Annotated in this window: 15 protein-coding genes; 12 read left to right on the top strand and 3 right to left on the bottom strand. The window is 66.1% G+C overall.

Translation table 11 applies throughout. The features are described from left to right. Positions 1-205 precede the first annotated feature (205 nt). Together ACFO3A_RS15005 and ACFO3A_RS15010 are read right to left on the bottom strand one after the other, a co-directional pair. Entirely contained in the window at positions 206-976 is a 771-nt protein-coding gene (locus ACFO3A_RS15005; protein WP_377728049.1) for a class II glutamine amidotransferase, read from the bottom strand. Positions 977-1,079: 103 nt separating this feature from the next. Then, on the bottom strand, positions 1,080-3,281 hold the full coding sequence (locus tag ACFO3A_RS15010) for a malate synthase G (RefSeq protein WP_377728051.1): 2,202 nt from the start codon (positions 3,279-3,281) through the stop codon (positions 1,080-1,082). 327 nt (positions 3,282-3,608) lie between these two features. On the opposite strand from ACFO3A_RS15010, the gene ACFO3A_RS15015 reads away from it, so the two are divergent. From ACFO3A_RS15015 to ACFO3A_RS15065, 11 genes are all read left to right on the top strand, one after another. Beyond that, positions 3,609-4,541 carry a LysR family transcriptional regulator gene (locus ACFO3A_RS15015; RefSeq protein WP_377728053.1) on the top strand — a complete coding sequence of 311 codons (933 nt, stop codon included), beginning with the start codon at positions 3,609-3,611 and terminating at the stop codon, positions 4,539-4,541. Then, entirely contained in the window at positions 4,538-4,984 is a 447-nt protein-coding gene (locus ACFO3A_RS15020; RefSeq protein WP_377728055.1) for a DUF2214 family protein, read from the top strand. The genes ACFO3A_RS15015 and ACFO3A_RS15020 overlap by 4 nt, the downstream gene beginning before the upstream one ends. Positions 4,985-5,106: 122 nt before the next feature. After that, the gene (locus tag ACFO3A_RS15025) at positions 5,107-5,535 is read left to right on the top strand and encodes a hypothetical protein (protein WP_377728057.1); all 429 of its coding nucleotides are present in this window, start codon (positions 5,107-5,109) and stop codon (positions 5,533-5,535) included. 96 nt (positions 5,536-5,631) lie between these two features. Further along, positions 5,632-7,347: an arginine--tRNA ligase gene (argS, locus tag ACFO3A_RS15030; RefSeq protein WP_377728059.1), complete on the top strand. Its 1,716-nt coding sequence runs from the start codon at positions 5,632-5,634 to the stop codon at positions 7,345-7,347. A gap of 13 nt (positions 7,348-7,360) precedes the next feature. Further along, positions 7,361-7,960 carry an SPOR domain-containing protein gene (locus ACFO3A_RS15035; RefSeq protein ID WP_377728061.1) on the top strand — a complete coding sequence of 200 codons (600 nt, stop codon included), beginning with the start codon at positions 7,361-7,363 and terminating at the stop codon, positions 7,958-7,960. Between the two features lie 76 nt (positions 7,961-8,036). Further along, positions 8,037-8,663 carry a thiol:disulfide interchange protein DsbA/DsbL gene (locus ACFO3A_RS15040; RefSeq protein WP_377728063.1) on the top strand — a complete coding sequence of 209 codons (627 nt, stop codon included), beginning with the start codon at positions 8,037-8,039 and terminating at the stop codon, positions 8,661-8,663. 104 nt (positions 8,664-8,767) lie between these two features. Continuing rightward, the gene (gene lptA, locus ACFO3A_RS15045; RefSeq protein WP_377728065.1) at positions 8,768-9,415 is read left to right on the top strand and encodes a lipopolysaccharide transport periplasmic protein LptA; all 648 of its coding nucleotides are present in this window, start codon (positions 8,768-8,770) and stop codon (positions 9,413-9,415) included. Beyond that, complete coding sequence (gene lptB, locus ACFO3A_RS15050) at positions 9,412-10,185, top strand: LPS export ABC transporter ATP-binding protein (protein ID WP_377728067.1); 774 nt, start codon at positions 9,412-9,414, stop codon at positions 10,183-10,185. Before lptA ends, lptB begins: the two co-directional genes overlap by 4 nt. Before the next feature lie 4 nt (positions 10,186-10,189). Further along, positions 10,190-11,713, top strand: a complete 1,524-nt coding sequence (gene rpoN, locus ACFO3A_RS15055) for an RNA polymerase factor sigma-54 (protein WP_377728069.1) — start codon at positions 10,190-10,192, stop codon at positions 11,711-11,713. 43 nt (positions 11,714-11,756) lie between these two features. Further along, on the top strand, positions 11,757-13,043 hold the full coding sequence (locus tag ACFO3A_RS15060) for a THUMP domain-containing class I SAM-dependent RNA methyltransferase (protein ID WP_377728071.1): 1,287 nt from the start codon (positions 11,757-11,759) through the stop codon (positions 13,041-13,043). Further along, the gene (locus ACFO3A_RS15065; RefSeq protein ID WP_377728073.1) at positions 13,040-13,531 is read left to right on the top strand and encodes a putative toxin-antitoxin system toxin component, PIN family; all 492 of its coding nucleotides are present in this window, start codon (positions 13,040-13,042) and stop codon (positions 13,529-13,531) included. Before ACFO3A_RS15060 ends, ACFO3A_RS15065 begins: the two co-directional genes overlap by 4 nt. A 113-nt stretch (positions 13,532-13,644) precedes the next feature. On the opposite strand, the gene ACFO3A_RS15070 is transcribed toward ACFO3A_RS15065, so the two are convergent. Next, positions 13,645-14,211, bottom strand: a complete 567-nt coding sequence (locus ACFO3A_RS15070; RefSeq protein ID WP_377728075.1) for a TetR/AcrR family transcriptional regulator — start codon at positions 14,209-14,211, stop codon at positions 13,645-13,647. A gap of 191 nt (positions 14,212-14,402) precedes the next feature. Here ACFO3A_RS15070 and ACFO3A_RS15075 point away from each other — a divergent pair, with 191 nt between their 5' ends. Further along, on the top strand, positions 14,403-15,527 hold the full coding sequence (locus ACFO3A_RS15075; RefSeq protein WP_377728077.1) for an efflux RND transporter periplasmic adaptor subunit: 1,125 nt from the start codon (positions 14,403-14,405) through the stop codon (positions 15,525-15,527). Positions 15,528-15,529 lie beyond the last annotated feature (2 nt).

Below are 15,529 nucleotides of genomic sequence, written 5' to 3' on the forward strand. Positions count from 1 at the left end.
TCCCGAACAGGACAGTGAAACAGGTCTGCGCCGATGATAGTGCGGGTTCCCGTGTGAAAGTAGGTCATCGTCAGGCTCTTATAGCAAGGCAAACCCCCAGTCCCATAAAGACTGGGGGTTTTGTTTTTTGTAGCGTTTGTCGTGCGTCTGTGACCGATCTCGGGGTTGATTGGGGTTGAAAACGGCTGGCAATCAGCGCAAACAGCTATTGTTTGAGGAGTAGCTGGCCGTTCTGGAAAAGATGGATGCGCCCTTTGTCGAAGGGGGTCCAGACTTCGTTGTTGGTCAGCGGTGCGGTGACGATGACGGCCACCCGATCATTGGGGGTGGTGCAGGTGGAAAAATCCAGGCTGACGTCCTCGTCGCTCAGATGGGCGGTGGCAAAGGGGTGTCGGCGCTCGATGAAGCACAGGTCGGTGGTGGCGTGCGCCCACAGCGCTTCACCGTTGGAGAGCAGGAAGTTGAAGGTGCCGTGCGGGCTGATGCGCCGGGCCAGGTCTTGCAGGGTGATGCTCAGTTCGTGCAGGCTGGGCATACCAGCGTGGGATTTGGCCAGCTCCTGCATGATCCAGCAGAAGGCCCGTTCGCTGTCGGTGGTGCCGACGGGATGAAAGCGGCTGTGCAGCTTGGGTGCGAAGTCCACCAGATTGCCGTTGTGGGCAAACACCCAGTTCAAGCCCCAGAGTTCGCGCACGAAGGGGTGGCAGTTTTCCAGGGCGACCTCGCCCTGGGTGGCCTTGCGGATATGGGCGATGACGTTTTCGCTCTTGATGGCGTAGTTGCGGATCAACTGCGCGATGGGCGAGGTGCTGGCCCGCTCCCGATCGACGAACTGGCGCAGCCCCTTGCCCTCGAAGAAGGCGATGCCCCAGCCGTCCGTATGGTCCCCGGTGTTGCCGGCACGCTGGGTGAAGCCGGAGAAGCTGAAACGCACGTCGGTTGGCGTGTTGCAATTCATTCCAAGAAGTTGGCACATGGCAGGGCTGCTGGGGCAAAAACGCACAGTGTAGGTAAAAAAGAAGGCGCCCTGGGGCGCCTTCCTGGCTTTCCCTGCCCGGTGGGGCAGGGGGCGCGAAGGGTTAAGCCTGCGCAGCCGCCTTCACTTTCAGGCGCCAGGCGTGCAGCAGCGGTTCGGTGTAGCCGCTGGGCTGTTCCACACCCTTGAACACCAGGTCGCAGGCGGCCTGGTAGGCGGCGGATTGGTCATAGCGGTCGTGCATGCGCTGGTACAGCGGATCGCTGGCGTTCTGCTGGTCGACCTTGGCGGCCATGCGCTGGAAGGTGGCGCGGACCTGGCCTTCGGTGACGATGCCGTGCAGCAGCCAGTTGGCGACGTGCTGGCTGGAGATGCGCAGGGTGGCGCGGTCTTCCATCAGGCCGATGTCGTTGATGTCCGGCACCTTGGAGCAGCCCACGCCCTGGTCGATCCAGCGCACGACGTAGCCGAGGATGCCCTGGATGTTGTTGTCCAGCTCCTGCTGCTTTTCCTGCTCTGTCCACTTCGGGTCTTTGGCGACCGGCACTTGCAGCAGGTCGGCCAGGATGTTGTCGCGCTCGGTGTCGGCGCTGATTTTTTCCAGTTCTTCCTGCACGCTGGCCACTTTGACCTGGTGGTAGTGCAGGGCGTGCAGGGTGGCACCGGTGGGCGAGGGCACCCAGGCGGTGTTGGCGCCGGCCTTGGGGTGGGCGATTTTCTGCTCCAGCATGGCTTTCATCAGGTCGGGCATGGCCCACATGCCCTTGCCGATCTGGGCACGGCCGCGCAGGCCCATGGTCAGGCCGACCAGCACGTTGTTCTTTTCGTAGGCGGCCAGCCAGGCGCTGGTTTTCATGTCGCCCTTGCGGATCATGGGGCCGGCCTGCATGGCGGTGTGCATTTCGTCGCCGGTGCGGTCGAGGAAGCCGGTGTTGATGAAGGCCACGCGGGCCGGTGCGGCGGCGATGCAGGCCTTCAGGTTGACGGAAGTGCGGCGCTCTTCGTCCATGATGCCCAGCTTGACGGTGTCGGCGGGCAGGCCCAGCAGTTGCTCGACGCGGCCGAACAGTTCGTTGGCAAAGGCCACTTCGGCGGGGCCGTGCATCTTGGGCTTGACGATGTAGACGCTGCCGGTGCGGCTGTTGCGGATGCCGTTGGCGCCGTGGCCCTTGAGGTCATGGATGGCGATGGCGGTGGTGACCACGGCGTCCAGGATGCCTTCGGGGATTTCCTTGCCTTCCGTGCCCCACAGGATGGCCGGGTTGGTCATCAGGTGGCCCACGTTGCGCACGAACAGCAGCGAGCGGCCATGCAGCTTGACCGGCTGGCCGTTGGCGCCGGTGTAGACGCGGTCGGCATTCAGGCCGCGCGTCATGGTCTTGCCGCCTTTTTCAAAGGATTCGGTCAGCGTGCCCTTGAGGATGCCCAGCCAGTTGCTGTAGCCCAGCACCTTGTCTTCGGCATCGACGGCGGCGACGGAGTCTTCCAGGTCGAGAATCGTGGACAGGGCGGCTTCCACCACCACGTCGGCCACACCGGCAGCGTCGCTCTGGCCGATGGGGGTGGCCTTGTTGATGATGATGTCGATGTGCAGGCCGTTGTTCGTCAGCAGGATGCTGCTGGGTGCGGCGGCGTCGCCCTGGTGGCCGACGAACTGGGCCGCATCCTTCAGGCCGGTGCTGGCGCCGCCTTGCAGGCTGACGGCCAGCTGGCCGCCTTCGATGCGGTAGCCGGTGGCATCCTTGTGCGAGCCTTGGGCCAGGGGCGCAGCCTGGTCGAGGAAGTCGCGGGCGAAAGCGATCACTTTGGCGCCCCGGACCGGGTTGTAGCCCTTGCCCTTTTCCGCGCCGCCGTCTTCGCTGATGACATCGGTGCCGTACAGCGCGTCGTACAGCGAACCCCAGCGGGCGTTGGCGGCGTTCAGGGCGTAACGGGCGTTGGTGATGGGCACCACCAGCTGCGGGCCGGCGATTTTGGAGAGTTCGGCGTCCACGTTTTCCGTGGTGGTCTTGGCGCCCTGGGGCGGTTCGACCATGTAGCCGATCTGGCTCAGGAACTGTTTGTAGGCCGCCATGTCGGCGATGGGGCCGGGGTGGGCCTTGTGCCAGGTGTCCAGCTCGCGTTGCAGGCGGTCGCGTTCGGCCAGCAGGGCGGCGTTTTTCGGGGCCAGATCGCGCACGATGGCGTCGAATCCCTGCCAGAAGGCGGCGGAATCCACGCCGGTGCCGGGCAGAACCTGGGTGTTGATGAATTGGTGCAGCACGTCGGCGACTTGCAGGCCGTGGACGGTGGTACGAGCAGTCATGGATACCTCTTGAAAAATAAAAAATTTGAAAGCGTTGGGAGAGCCTGGGCAGTGCCCGCGTGCCGGTTCAGGGTGCCCACGGGGGCGGCGCAGCACGACAGGTCATATATAAGACTTCCCGGATGCTGGCACTGTATTAGAAATGGCCGGTGAAATAAACCGTGCGCATATCCTAGAACTCATGACTTTTCTGCAAAGGTGGCCCACACTTTAACCCTGGGCGGGGGTAGTGCCCGTATCTGATTCTTATTTTTAATAGCTGTAGCTGCTGGCTGGTATTGGCTTGCAGCTATATTTACTGCAATTTTTTAGCACCCTGGTGCAGTTATGGACAAACTAAAAGCTTTTGAGTCTTTCGTCTCTGTCGCTACCAAAGGCAGTCTGACCGCTGCGGCCAAGGCCGAAGGGGTGGCTCCGGCCATCATGGGGCGGCGGCTGGACGCGCTGGAGGAGCATCTGGGCGTCAAGCTCATGGTGCGCACCACGCGGCGCATCACGCTGACGCACGAGGGCAGCGCGTTTCTGGAAGATTGTCAGCGCCTGCTCTCGGACGTGAGCAATGCCGAGGCCAGCGTTTCTGCCGGTGGCGTCAAGGCCGCCGGGCATTTGCGCATCACCGCCCCGGCCGGGTTTGGCCGCCGCCACGTTGCCCCGCTGGTGCCGCGCTTTTACGACCGGCACCCGGAGGTGAAGATCTCGCTGAACCTGTCCGACCGCGTGGTCGATCTGGCCGCCGAGGGCTACGACTGCGCCGTGCGCGTGGGCGATCTGCCCGATTCGTCGCTGGTCAGCGTGCGGCTGGCCGACAACCGGCGCCTGTGCGTGGCCACGCCCGAGTACCTGGCGCGGCGCGGCACCCCGCAGCATCCGCACGATCTGGCGCAGCACGACTGCCTGACGCTGTCCAGCGATGCCTCGCAGACCCGGGGCTGGGCCTTTCGGGTGGAGCGCCCCGAGGGCGGCAGCGAAGTCGTCCACGTCAAGCCCGGCGGGCCGCTGGACTGTTCCGACGGGCAGGTGCTGCACGACTGGTGCCTGGGCGGCTGGGGCATTGCCTGGCGCAGCACCTGGGAGGTGGATGCGGAAATCGCCGCTGGCCGCCTGGTGCCGGTGCTGGACGATTTTGCCGCACCGCCCAATGGCATCTATATGATCTTCCCCCAGCGCAAACACATGCCGCTACGCGTGCGGCTGTGGATTGACTATTTGAAAATGCAGTACGAGCGCCCCGAGTTCTGGCGCCAGGGAGTAATTGCGTGATTCTCGAACCGTTTCTGGCCAGCCTGCACATCGTGGCCATTCTGGCGATGGTGGTGTTCTCCTCCAGTCAGGCGGCCCTGTGCCGGGAGGAATGGCTCAATGCCGCCGTGGTGCGCCGCCTGCTGCGCCTGGACTGGATTTTCCTGACGGCGGTGGCGCTGCTCCTGCTCTCGGGCGTGGCCCGGGTGGTGTGGGGCATCAAGGGCTGGCAGTGGTACGTCGGCCAGCCGCTGTTCCACGTCAAGATGACCCTGGTGCTGCTGACCCTGCTGATCGTCACGCGGCCCAGCCTGGCCATCCGCCGCTGGGTGCGCACGCTGGAGGCCAGCGGCGCCCTGCCCGGTGCGCAGGAGATCAACCGCGTACGCCGCGCCATCATGCTGCACACGCACGTCATGCCGGTGATCGCCGTGGTGGCCGTGTTCTGGGCGCGGGGGTGGTGAATTTGATAGCTTTTTCCGTTGGTAAATAAACGATTTCAACATCATTTGTATCTGAAGTTGTTTATTCATCAGCGGAAGAAGCTATTTTTTATCAGACTGTGGCTCATCCCACCTTCTTACCCATGGCAAAAGGAATTCACGCGCAGGAGGCTCTGGCCTTTGCAGCCCGGTTGAAGCAGGCATTGGAGGCCGCAGGGGTGCGCCCTTCGCCTGCCGTGGTGGCCAGTGAGTTCAACCTGCGTTATTGGGGCAAAAGCATCACCGCGCACACGGCCCGCGCCTGGCTGGCCGGGGTGGCGATTCCCATGCAGGACAAGATCCGTACCCTGAGCGACTGGCTGCACGTCAATCCCGACGAGCTGCGCTTCGGCCCCCGCACCGTGCCGGCCCTGCCTGCGGATGCGGACATCGCCCAGGCGCCGCTGAGCCTGCAAGACCGCGAAATGCTGGCGCAGTACCTGGCCCTGCCGCCTGCCCGCCGCAAAACCGTGCAGGAAGTGGTGGCCGCCCTGGCGGTGGCGGCGGCACATGCTCCGGCGGGGCGCCGGTAAGTATTCGAATAAGGAAACCGGCCCGATGTTGTCTGCCTGCCTACAGTGGGCTGTGCGGGCCGTGCGGGCTTGGCGGGGCACGTAAAATCCCCGCCCATGCTTCTTGTCAAACAGCAATTGCTCGCAGCCCTGGCTGGCGAGCTGGAACAACTCTCCCCCGGTGCGGGCGTCCGCGCCGCTTTTGAAAACCCCAAGGTGGCTGCGCACGGCGACTTGGCCTGCACGGCGGCCATGCAGTTGGCCAAGCCGCTCAAGCAGAACCCGCGTGCCCTGGGCGAGCAGCTCATGGCGGCCCTGCAGGCCACGCCGGCCTTCCAGCAGTGGGTGGAGGCGATCGAGATCGCCGGGCCGGGGTTTCTCAACATCCGCCTGAAACCCGCCGCCAAGCAGCAGGTGGTGCGCGAAGCGCTGGCGGAAGGTGCGAAGTTCGGCCAGCAGCCGCTGCGTGGGGAAAAAATGCTGGTCGAGTTCGTCTCGGCCAATCCCACCGGCCCGCTGCACGTCGGCCACGGGCGGCAGGCCGCGCTGGGCGATGCCATCTGCAACCTGTACGCCAGCCAGGGCTGGGCGGTGCACCGCGAGTTCTATTACAACGATGCGGGCGTGCAGATCGACACCCTGACCAAAAGCACGCAACTACGGGCCAAGGGCTTCAAGCCGGGCGACGACTGCTGGCCCACGGATGCGGACAACCCGCTGGCGAAGAACTTCTACAACGGCGACTACATCCAGGACATTGCCGATGCCTTCCTGGCCAAGGCCACCGTCCAGGCCGATGACCGCGCCTTCACTGCCAACGGCGACGTGGAGGACTACGACAACATCCGCCAGTTTGCCGTGGCCTACCTGCGCAACGAGCAGGACAAGGATTTGCAGGCGTTCAACTTGAAGTTCGACGAGTACTACCTGGAGTCCAGCCTCTACACCAACGGCCACGTCGAGGCCACGGTGCAGCGCCTGATCGCCAACGGCCACACCTACGAGCAGGACGGCGCGTTGTGGCTGAAGTCCACCGACTACGGCGACGACAAAGACCGCGTGATGCGCAAGCAGGACGGCAGCTACACCTACTTCGTGCCGGACGTGGCCTACCACATCCAGAAATTTGCCCGGGGCTTCACCAAGGTGGTGAACATCCAGGGCACCGACCACCACGGCACCATTGCCCGCGTGCGGGCCGGTCTGCAGGCGGCGGACGTGGGCATTCCCGCCGGTTACCCCGACTACGTGCTGCACACCATGGTGCGCGTGGTGCGCAACGGCGAGGAAGTGAAGATCAGCAAACGCGCGGGCAGCTACGTCACCCTGCGTGACCTGATCGAGTGGACGAGCAAGGACGCCGTGCGCTTCTTCCTGCTGAGCCGCAAGCCCGACACCGAATACACCTTTGACGTCGATCTGGCCGTGGCCAGGAACAACGACAACCCCGTGTACTACGTGCAGTATGCGCACGCCCGCATCTGCTCGGTGCTGCGCGGCTGGCGCGAGGACGGGGATAGGGCGGACAACGTGGCGGCCTTGCAGGACGTGGACCTGTCCCCCCTGCAAGGCGAACAGGCCCAGGCGCTGATGCTGCTGCTGGCCAAGTACCCGGAAATGCTCACCGCTGCCGCCCAGGGCAACGCCCCGCACGACGTGACCTTCTACCTGCGCGAGCTGGCTGCGGCCTACCACAGCTATTACGACGCCGAGCGCATCCTGGTCGAGGACGAAACCGTCAAGCTGGCCCGTCTGGCCCTGGTGGCCGCCACGGCCCAGGTGCTGGCCAACGGCCTGGCCATGCTGGGGGTCGATGCGCCCCGGCGCATGTAAAGGAGCGCTTGCCATGCGTCATCAGCAACAACGTGGCGGCACGATTCTGGGCTTCATCCTGGGGCTGCTGATCGGCCTGGGGATTGCCTTCGGCGTGGCGGTGTACGTCAGCAAAATTCCCATTCCCTTCGTCAACCGGGATGCGCAGCCGCACACCCCGCCCCAGCCCAACTGGAACCCCAATACCGCCCTGGGCGGCAAGGTGACGCCGCCGCCGGTGGCCCCCGCAGTGCCGGCAACGCCCGCCGATGCCCCGCCCGAAGCGGCACCGGGCACGGCGCCCGCTACGGCCACGCCCCCCGCGTCGGCCGACCCGCTGGGCGATCTGGCCCAGGCGCAGCTGCAAAAGGCCCAGGCCAAGGCCGCCGCTACCGATGGCTACCAATACTTCGTGCAGGTGGGTGCCTTCCGCAGCAAGGCCGATGCCGATGCCCAGCGGGCCAAGCTGGGCCTGCTCGGGCAGGAAGCCCGGGTCAGCGAGCGCGAGCAGAATGGCCGCCCGGTATTCCGGGTGCGCATCGGCCCCATGGACCAGCGGGCCGAGGCCGAGGCGTTGAAAAAACAGCTGGACGGCTCCGGCATGGATGCCGCCCTGGTGCGCATCCAGCGTTAGAAAGTGTGTGGTGCCGGGCGGGAACTGCTGGCCCGCCCGCCACTCCCAGCAGGGCTTTATTTTGGAGAAACCATTTATGAAACGTCGTGAATTTGCCCAGTTGGCCCTGCTTGGTGCCGTCCCTGCCGCATGGAGCCTGGGCGCCCAGGCCGACAGCGGCTATGTGACGCTCAAGCAGCCTGCGTCCGTGCTGGCGCCTAAGGGGCAGGTGGAGGTGGTGCAGTTCTTCTCCTACGGCTGCTCGCACTGCAAGAACTTCGATCCGATGTTCGAGGCCTGGCAAAAAACCGCCGCCAAGGATGTCAGCGTGCGCCTGGTGCATGTCGGCTTCAACAAGAACTTCGAGCCGCTGCAGCGCATTTACTACGCGCTGGAAAGCCTGGGGCAGGTGCCCGCCCTGCACGCCAAGGTGTTCAAGGCCTTCCAGGAGCAGAAAAAACGCCTCGACCAGCCCGACGTGCTGTTCCCCTGGGTGGCCGAGCAGGGCCTGGACCGCGCCAAGTTCGAAGCGGCCTACCAGTCGTTCAGCGTGGCCACGCAAATCCGCCAGGCCGTGCAGTTGCAGGACCAGTACCAGGTCGAGGGCACCCCGGCCATCGGCATTGCCGGGCGCTACTACACCGATGGTTCGATGGCCGGCGGCTTCGAGCAGATGGTGCAGATCACCAACCGCCTGATCGAGCAGGAGCGCAAGCGCGGCTGACCGGCCCGGGTACACCGGCATCGGCTTGCAAGGCCCGCTTCGGCGGGCTTTGTTGTTGCTGCGGCAGGGTCGCTACAATCGCACGCAAAAACCATGCCTAGCTTATGAAGCGCTTTTTTCCCCCCCTTTCCCTTTTCGCCGCAGCGTGCCTGACCGCCCATCTGGCGGCTGCGCCTGCCTGGGCCGAGCGGGCCGACCGCGACCAGCCCATGCACATCGAGGCCGACGCCCTGCGCCACGACGAGTTGCAGCAGACCAGCGTCTTTACCGGCAACGTGGTGATGACCAAAGGCTCCATCGTGCTGCGCGGCGCCCAGCTCGACGTGCGCCAGGATGCCCAGGGCTACCAGTACGGGGTGGTGACGGCGGCCAGCGGCCAGCGGGCCTTCTTCCGGCAAAAGCGCGACACGGCGGCGGGAGCGCCCGAGGAATACGTCGAGGGCGAGGCCGAAGTCATCGAATACGATGGCCGCAAGGACGACGTGCGCCTGCTGCGCCGCGCCCAGTTGCGCCGCTACACCGGCGGCAAACTGAGCGACGACATCACCGGCAGGCAGATCACCTACAACAACCTGACCGACGTGTTCACCGTCGATAGTCAGGCTGGCCAGGCCGCGCAGAACGGCAGCAGTTCCGGCGGCCAGGGCCGGGTGCGGGCCGTGCTGGCCCCCAAGGCCACGCCGCAGGCGCCCGCCCAGCCCGGCGTGCCGTTGCAGCCGACCGACCAACTCCCTGCCCCGCAAGAACCATGACCGAGATGCAAGCCACTGCCCAGGGCGCCGCCAGCCGCCTGGAGGCGCTGCACCTGGCAAAAACCTATGGCAAGCGCCAGGTCGTCAAGGACGTATCGCTGACGGTGAACAGCGGCGAAGTCGTCGGCCTGCTCGGCCCCAACGGCGCGGGCAAGACCACGTCGTTCTACATGATCGTCGGGCTGGTGCGCAGCGACGGCGGGGACGTGCGCATCGACGGCCAATCGGTGGCCCGCAGCCCCATGCACCAGCGTGCCCGCCTGGGCCTGTCCTATCTGCCGCAGGAGGCGTCGATCTTTCGCAAGCTCAACGTGCAGGACAACGTGCGTGCCGTGCTGCAACTGCAAAAGGACGCGGCGGGCAAGCCCCTGGGCAAGGACGAGATCGAGCGCCAGCTGACCGGCCTGCTGCAAGAGCTGCACGTCGAGCATCTGCGCGATGCGCCCGCGCTGGCCCTGTCCGGCGGCGAGCGCCGCCGCGTGGAAATCGCCCGCGCCCTGGCCACGCACCCGCGCTTCATCCTGCTGGACGAGCCGTTTGCCGGTATCGACCCCATCGCCGTGATCGAAATCCAGCGCATCATCGGCTTCCTGAAAGAGCGCGGCATCGGCGTGCTGATCACCGACCACAACGTGCGCGAAACCCTGGGCATTTGCGACCACGCCTGCATCATCAGCGACGGCACGGTGCTGACTCACGGCACGCCGCAGGAGATCGTGGACAACCCCGAAGTGCGCCGCGTCTACCTGGGCGACAACTTCCGCATGTAAGCCCATGGCTGGGGCCGCACCGCAACTGACCGTTCGTCCCAGTGCCCAGTTGCAGCTCACGCCGCAATTGCAACAGGCGCTGCGGCTGCTGCAACTGTCCAGCCTGGAGCTGCAACAGGAAGTGCAGCAGCAACTGCTGGACAACCCCTTTCTGGATGTGGATGACGCAGATGAAGCAGGGGCGGATGCCCCGGAAAAATCGGAAAACATAGCTGCTTCCGCTGATTTGGAAACGCTTTCAGAAACAAACGATGCTGAAATTCAATCTGTATCAGCGGAACAAGCTCCTGAATTAAGCGATCTGACCTGGGAGCTGGCCGCCGCCAACCCCGAAGACTGGGACGAAGACCGGCCCGGCCCGCGCAGCGCCGCCGCAGCCGATGACGCCGCCCCCAGCGCCTGGGAGCTGGCCGCCAGCAGCCCCACCCTGGCGGACTTTTTACACCAGCAGGCCGCCAACCTGCGCCTGACCGCGCCCGAGCGGGCGGCGCTGGAGTTTCTCATCGGCAACCTGCGCGAAGACGGCTACCTGGACGGCGACCTGCCCGAACTGGCCGGCACCCTGGCCCCCGATGCCGACGAGGAAACCCGCGACGCCCTGCTGCACACCCTGCAACTGGCCCTGGCCCTGCTGCACAGCATGGAGCCGGCGGGCGTCGGCGCCCGCAGCGTGGCCGAATGCCTGCGCCTGCAACTGCGCCACGCCGGGGCCGCAGAACCGCACGACCCCCTTTACCCCCTGGCGCTGGCCCTGTGCGAACAGCCCCTGGCCCTGCTGGCCCGCAAGGATGTGCGCACCCTGGCCCAGCGCTGCGCCGCCCCGCCCGAGCAGGTGGCGCAGGCGCTGCGCTGGATTGCCCGGCTGGAGCCCCAGCCCGCGCGGCGCTTTGTGCCGGTTGCGCACGCCACCCTGGTGCCGGACGTGCTGGTGCAGGCCAGCCGCCAGGGCCTGCGCGTGCAGCTCAACCCCGACGTGCTGCCGCGCCTGAACGTCCACGCCCTCTACGCCCAGGCCCTGCGCCAGCAGCGCGGCCACGCCAGCTACGCCGGGCTGCACGGCCAGTTGCAGGAAGCGCGGTGGTACGTGAAGAACCTGGCCCAGCGCTTCGACACCATCCTGCGCGTGGCCCAGGCCATCGTGCAGCAGCAGCGCGGCTTTTTCGAGCATGGGCCGGTCGCCATGCGCCCCCTGGTGCTGCGCGAAGTGGCCGAGCAATTGCAACTGCACACCTCCACCATCAGCCGTGCCGTGAACGGCAAGTTCATGGCCACGCCGCAGGGCACGTTCGAGTTCAGCTACTTCTTCAGCTCCGGCGTGCAGACCGACACCGGCGGCAGCACCTCCAGCACGGCGGTGCAGGCGGTGATTGCCCGGCTCATCGCCGCAGAAAATCCGCAAAAGCCGTTGTCCGACGCCAAGATTGCCGATCTGCTGGCCGCGCAAGGCATCGAATGCGCCCGCCGCACCGTTGCCAAATACCGCGAGGCGCTGCACATTCCCGCCACCAGCCTGCGCAAAACTGTCTGAGAACGCTCTAAACCCCTGCCGGGCGCTATGCTCGGCCCCACTTATGAACCAACTGCATCTGTTTTTGCCCTGCGCCGCCGGCGTCGAGGGCTTTCTGGCCGACGAGGTCCACGCCATCACCGGTGCCAGCGGGCAGGATCTGCTGGTCGGGCGCGGCGGCGTCATGCTGCGCGGCGCGTGGCGCGACGTCATGCTGCTCAACCTGCACAGCCGTCTGGCCCAGCGCGTGCTGGTCGAGCTGGCGCTGGCCGATTACCGCAACGAAAACGACATTTACCGCGCCACCTGCGAAGTCGCCTGGGAAATCTGGTTCGACCCGCAGCGCACCTTCAAGGTGGAAGTCACCGCCCAGCACAGCCCGCTGACCAGCCTGAACTTTGCCGCCCTGCGCGTCAAGGACGCCGTGGCCGACCGCTTCCGCACCAAGCGCCAGGGCGTGCGCCCCAGCGTGGATACGCACTACCCGGACGTGCGCGTGCATCTGCACCTGACCACCGACACGGCCACGCTGTATATCGACACCTCCGGCCAGGCGCTGTTCAAGCGCGGCTGGCGCGAGGACAAGGGCGATGCGCCGCTGAAGGAAACCCTGGCCGCCGCCATGATTGCCGCCACCGGCTGGAATCCGCACGGCGCCCATCCCCAGCCGCTGTACGACCCCTGCTGCGGCAGCGGCACGGTGGTGATCGAGGCGGCGCAGATCGCCCGCAGGATTCCCGCCGGCATCCTGCGCCGCTTTGCCTTTGAAAAGCTGCTGCCTTTCCAGAAACACGTCTGGGACGCCATGCTGGACGAGGCCGAGGCGCAGATTCTGGACGACAGCCCCGTGCCCATCTACGGCTCCGACATCGCCCACCGCATGGTGGACTTTGCCCAGCGCAACGCCGAACGCGCCGGCGTGGCGGAGACCGTGCAGTTGCGCGGCGGCGATGCCCTGCAACGGATGCCGCCCTGCGCCCAGCCGGGCGTGCTGCTGATGAACCCGCCCTATGGCGAACGCATTGCCGCTGCCGGGGTGGCCGGGCGCAGCGCCCATGAGCGCATGGACGTGGTGGAACGCGCAGGCCGCGAAACCGCCCAGACCGAGGACGGCGTGGAGTTTTTCAGCCAGCTGGCCAGCCACTGGAAGAAGCATTACAGCGGCTGGAGCGCCTGGATGCTCACCCCCGACCTGAAGCTGCCCGGCAAGATGCGCCTGAAGGAAACCCGCCGCACGCCGCTGTGGAACGGCCCCATCGAATGCCGCTTGTTCCGCTTCGACCTCGTCGCCGGGGCGCACAAACCCCGCAAGGATGCGCAGGGCGCACAGGACGGGGCAGGCGCCGCATGAAAATTCTTTTGCGCTGGCCGCAATGCAATGCAGGCTACACCGGCCCCCGGCCGCGCCCGGTGGTGCTGGACACCAACGTGGTGCTGGATTTGCTGGTGTTCGACGACCCGCTGGTGCAGCCCATCCGCCACCTGCTGGAACAGGGCCAGTTGCGCTGGATTGCCGACGAAGCCCAGCGCATCGAGCTGGGCCGGGTGCTGACCTACAGCAAGGTCGCCCCGCGCGTGGCCTTCTATGAAAAAACGGTGGAGGGCGTCCTGGCCGCCTTCGATGCCGGCACGCAGATGGTGCCCACGGCCCCCAAGGTGCGCTTTACCTGCACCGACCCGGACGACCAGCACTTCCTCGACCTGGCCGCCCAGCACCGGGCGCTGCTGATCAGCAAGGACAAGGCGGTGTTGAAACAGCGCAAGCGGTTGGACACCTGGTTTGGCGCGACGATCGGGAACATGCTGGTGCTGGAAACGGCCAGCGCTGGTGCTTCTTAAAAAAGAGCTTTTTCCGCTGGTATTCAATGGTTTTCAGATAGTTTTTATTCTGAAAACAATCAATAACCAGCGGTAGAAGCTATTTTTTTGCTATTTCTCGTCTCTTTCCGGCGTCATTCCAGCGCCGTTTCTGCCAGCGTCCCCTGCAAAAAGGCCCGCTCCAGCAGCGTCCCCAGGCCCGCGCGGGCCACGCGGCCACGGCGTTCGGCGTCGGCCAGTCCGGTGAAGGCGGCAATCCAGAGTTCCGTCAGGGCAGCGGCGCTGAAGTCGATGCGGAATACGCCCTGCTGCTGGCCGCGCAGGAAAAAGGCGTCCATCCGTGCGTCCCAGGCGGCGGCGGAGGCATCGGACAGGCTGGCGTCCGCCTCCTTCCAGTAATAGGTCAGAAAAGCGGCCAGCTCCCGGTGTTCGAGCTGGAGCGCCGTCAGGCGCCGCAGGGCTTCGATGGGGTCGTCCTCGTCCAGCCGGGCCTGTTGCAGCAGGTGATCCATGGTGTCCATGCTGTGCGCGATCAGGCGGGCCACCAGTTGTTCGCGGGTGCGGCAGAAGCGGTACAGCGTGGCCTTGCTCACGCCGATGGCCTTGGCCAGCTCCTGCAGCGAAGCACGCGGCTGGGTGACCAGGGCCAGGGCCAGGGCGGACAGGGTGGCGGCGTCTTGCGGGGAAGTGGTGGCAGTCATGGGGCAGCGGCCCGCAGCGGGGCGGGAAAGTGAAACCGGAAAGCTTCAAATTTAACGGGAATCGGGGGATAAGGCCAAAAAAGCATATTTCTCACCCGAGAAAATCTATTTTGGTTTTAATGAATCATATTTGATTCATTTGGTATTTATGTGTACCATGCCGACCTTTCCAATGTGAAGGGATGGCAGGAATGAAGCTGCATACAACTTGGCGGTGGCGGCCCGTGGCCGCTGCGGCGGTGGCGGCGCTGGTGGCAGGCTGTGGGCAAGACCCGGCCGGTGGCAACACGCAGCGCCAGGAGCCGGTGGCGGTGGACGTGGTGACGGTGCAGCCCCAGGCGCTGACGCTGCACAGCGAGCTGCCGGGCCGCATCGAGCCGGTGCGCGTGGCCGAGGTGCGGGCGCGGGTGGCGGGCATCGTCTTGCAGCGCCACTTCGAGGAAGGCGCGGACGTGCAGGCCGGGGATGTGCTGCTGCGCATCGACCCGGCCCCGCTGCGCTTGGCGCTGGCCCGTGCCCGGGGCGATCTGGCACGGGCGCAGGCTGCGCTGGTCGAGGCGCAGGCGCTGGTGCGCCGTTACGAACCGCTGGTGGCGGTGGACGCCGTGAGCCGCCAGGACTTCGAGGCGGCGCAGGCCGCCCTGGGCAGCGCCCGGGCCGCCCGCCAGTCGGCCCAGGCCGAGGTGGATGCGGCCCAGTTGAATCTGGACTACGCCACGGTGCGGGCGCCGATTTCCGGGCGCATCGGCCGGGCGCTGGTGACCGAAGGCGCCCTGGTCGGCCAGGGCGAAGCCACGCCGCTGGCCGTGATTCAGCAGCTCCAGCCGGTGTATGCCGATTTCCAGCAACCGGCGGCCCAGGCGCAGCCACTGGCCAGGGGCACGCCGCTGGTGCTGACGGTGGACGGCGCAGGTCGCCAGCATGAAGGGCAGTTGCTGTTTGCCGATGCGGCAGTGGACCGCAGCACCGGCCAGATGACGCTGCGCGGCCAGTTCGACAACCGGGACGGCCTGCTGCTGCCCGGCATGTACGTGCGCGTGCAGATGGCGCAGGGCACCGACCCGGCGGCCCTCCTGGTGCCGCAACGCGCCGTGCAGCGCGGGGCCGACGGCGCGGCCAGCGTGCTGGTGGTGGACGGGCAGGACACGGTGCAGGCGCGGCCCGTGCAGACCGGGGCCATGCAGGCCGGACAGTGGCACATCACCCACGGCCTGCAGGCCGGTGAACGGGTGGTGGTGGGCCACATGGCCGCCGCGCAGCCGGGCGCGAAGGTGCAAGCCGTGGCAGCGCCTGCGGCCCTGGCCGGGAAGGAGTAAGC

The sequence above is a fragment of the Comamonas nitrativorans genome (assembly GCF_042654765.1).
GTDB lineage: Bacteria > Pseudomonadota > Gammaproteobacteria > Burkholderiales > Burkholderiaceae_C > Comamonas > Comamonas nitrativorans.

Coding starts and splice junctions, on each gene's coding strand:
- ACFO3A_RS15005 (WP_377728049.1), bottom strand. CDS start 976: ATGTGCCAACTTCTTGGAATGAATTGCAACACGCCAACCGACGTGCGT.
- ACFO3A_RS15010 (WP_377728051.1), bottom strand. CDS start 3,281: ATGACTGCTCGTACCACCGTCCACGGCCTGCAAGTCGCCGACGTGCTG.
- ACFO3A_RS15015 (WP_377728053.1), top strand. CDS start 3,609: ATGGACAAACTAAAAGCTTTTGAGTCTTTCGTCTCTGTCGCTACCAAA.
- ACFO3A_RS15025 (WP_377728057.1), top strand. CDS start 5,107: ATGGCAAAAGGAATTCACGCGCAGGAGGCTCTGGCCTTTGCAGCCCGG.
- argS (WP_377728059.1), top strand. CDS start 5,632: ATGCTTCTTGTCAAACAGCAATTGCTCGCAGCCCTGGCTGGCGAGCTG.
- ACFO3A_RS15035 (WP_377728061.1), top strand. CDS start 7,361: ATGCGTCATCAGCAACAACGTGGCGGCACGATTCTGGGCTTCATCCTG.
- ACFO3A_RS15040 (WP_377728063.1), top strand. CDS start 8,037: ATGAAACGTCGTGAATTTGCCCAGTTGGCCCTGCTTGGTGCCGTCCCT.
- lptA (WP_377728065.1), top strand. CDS start 8,768: ATGAAGCGCTTTTTTCCCCCCCTTTCCCTTTTCGCCGCAGCGTGCCTG.
- lptB (WP_377728067.1), top strand. CDS start 9,412: ATGACCGAGATGCAAGCCACTGCCCAGGGCGCCGCCAGCCGCCTGGAG.
- rpoN (WP_377728069.1), top strand. CDS start 10,190: ATGGCTGGGGCCGCACCGCAACTGACCGTTCGTCCCAGTGCCCAGTTG.
- ACFO3A_RS15060 (WP_377728071.1), top strand. CDS start 11,757: ATGAACCAACTGCATCTGTTTTTGCCCTGCGCCGCCGGCGTCGAGGGC.
- ACFO3A_RS15065 (WP_377728073.1), top strand. CDS start 13,040: ATGAAAATTCTTTTGCGCTGGCCGCAATGCAATGCAGGCTACACCGGC.
- ACFO3A_RS15070 (WP_377728075.1), bottom strand. CDS start 14,211: ATGACTGCCACCACTTCCCCGCAAGACGCCGCCACCCTGTCCGCCCTG.
- ACFO3A_RS15075 (WP_377728077.1), top strand. CDS start 14,403: ATGAAGCTGCATACAACTTGGCGGTGGCGGCCCGTGGCCGCTGCGGCG.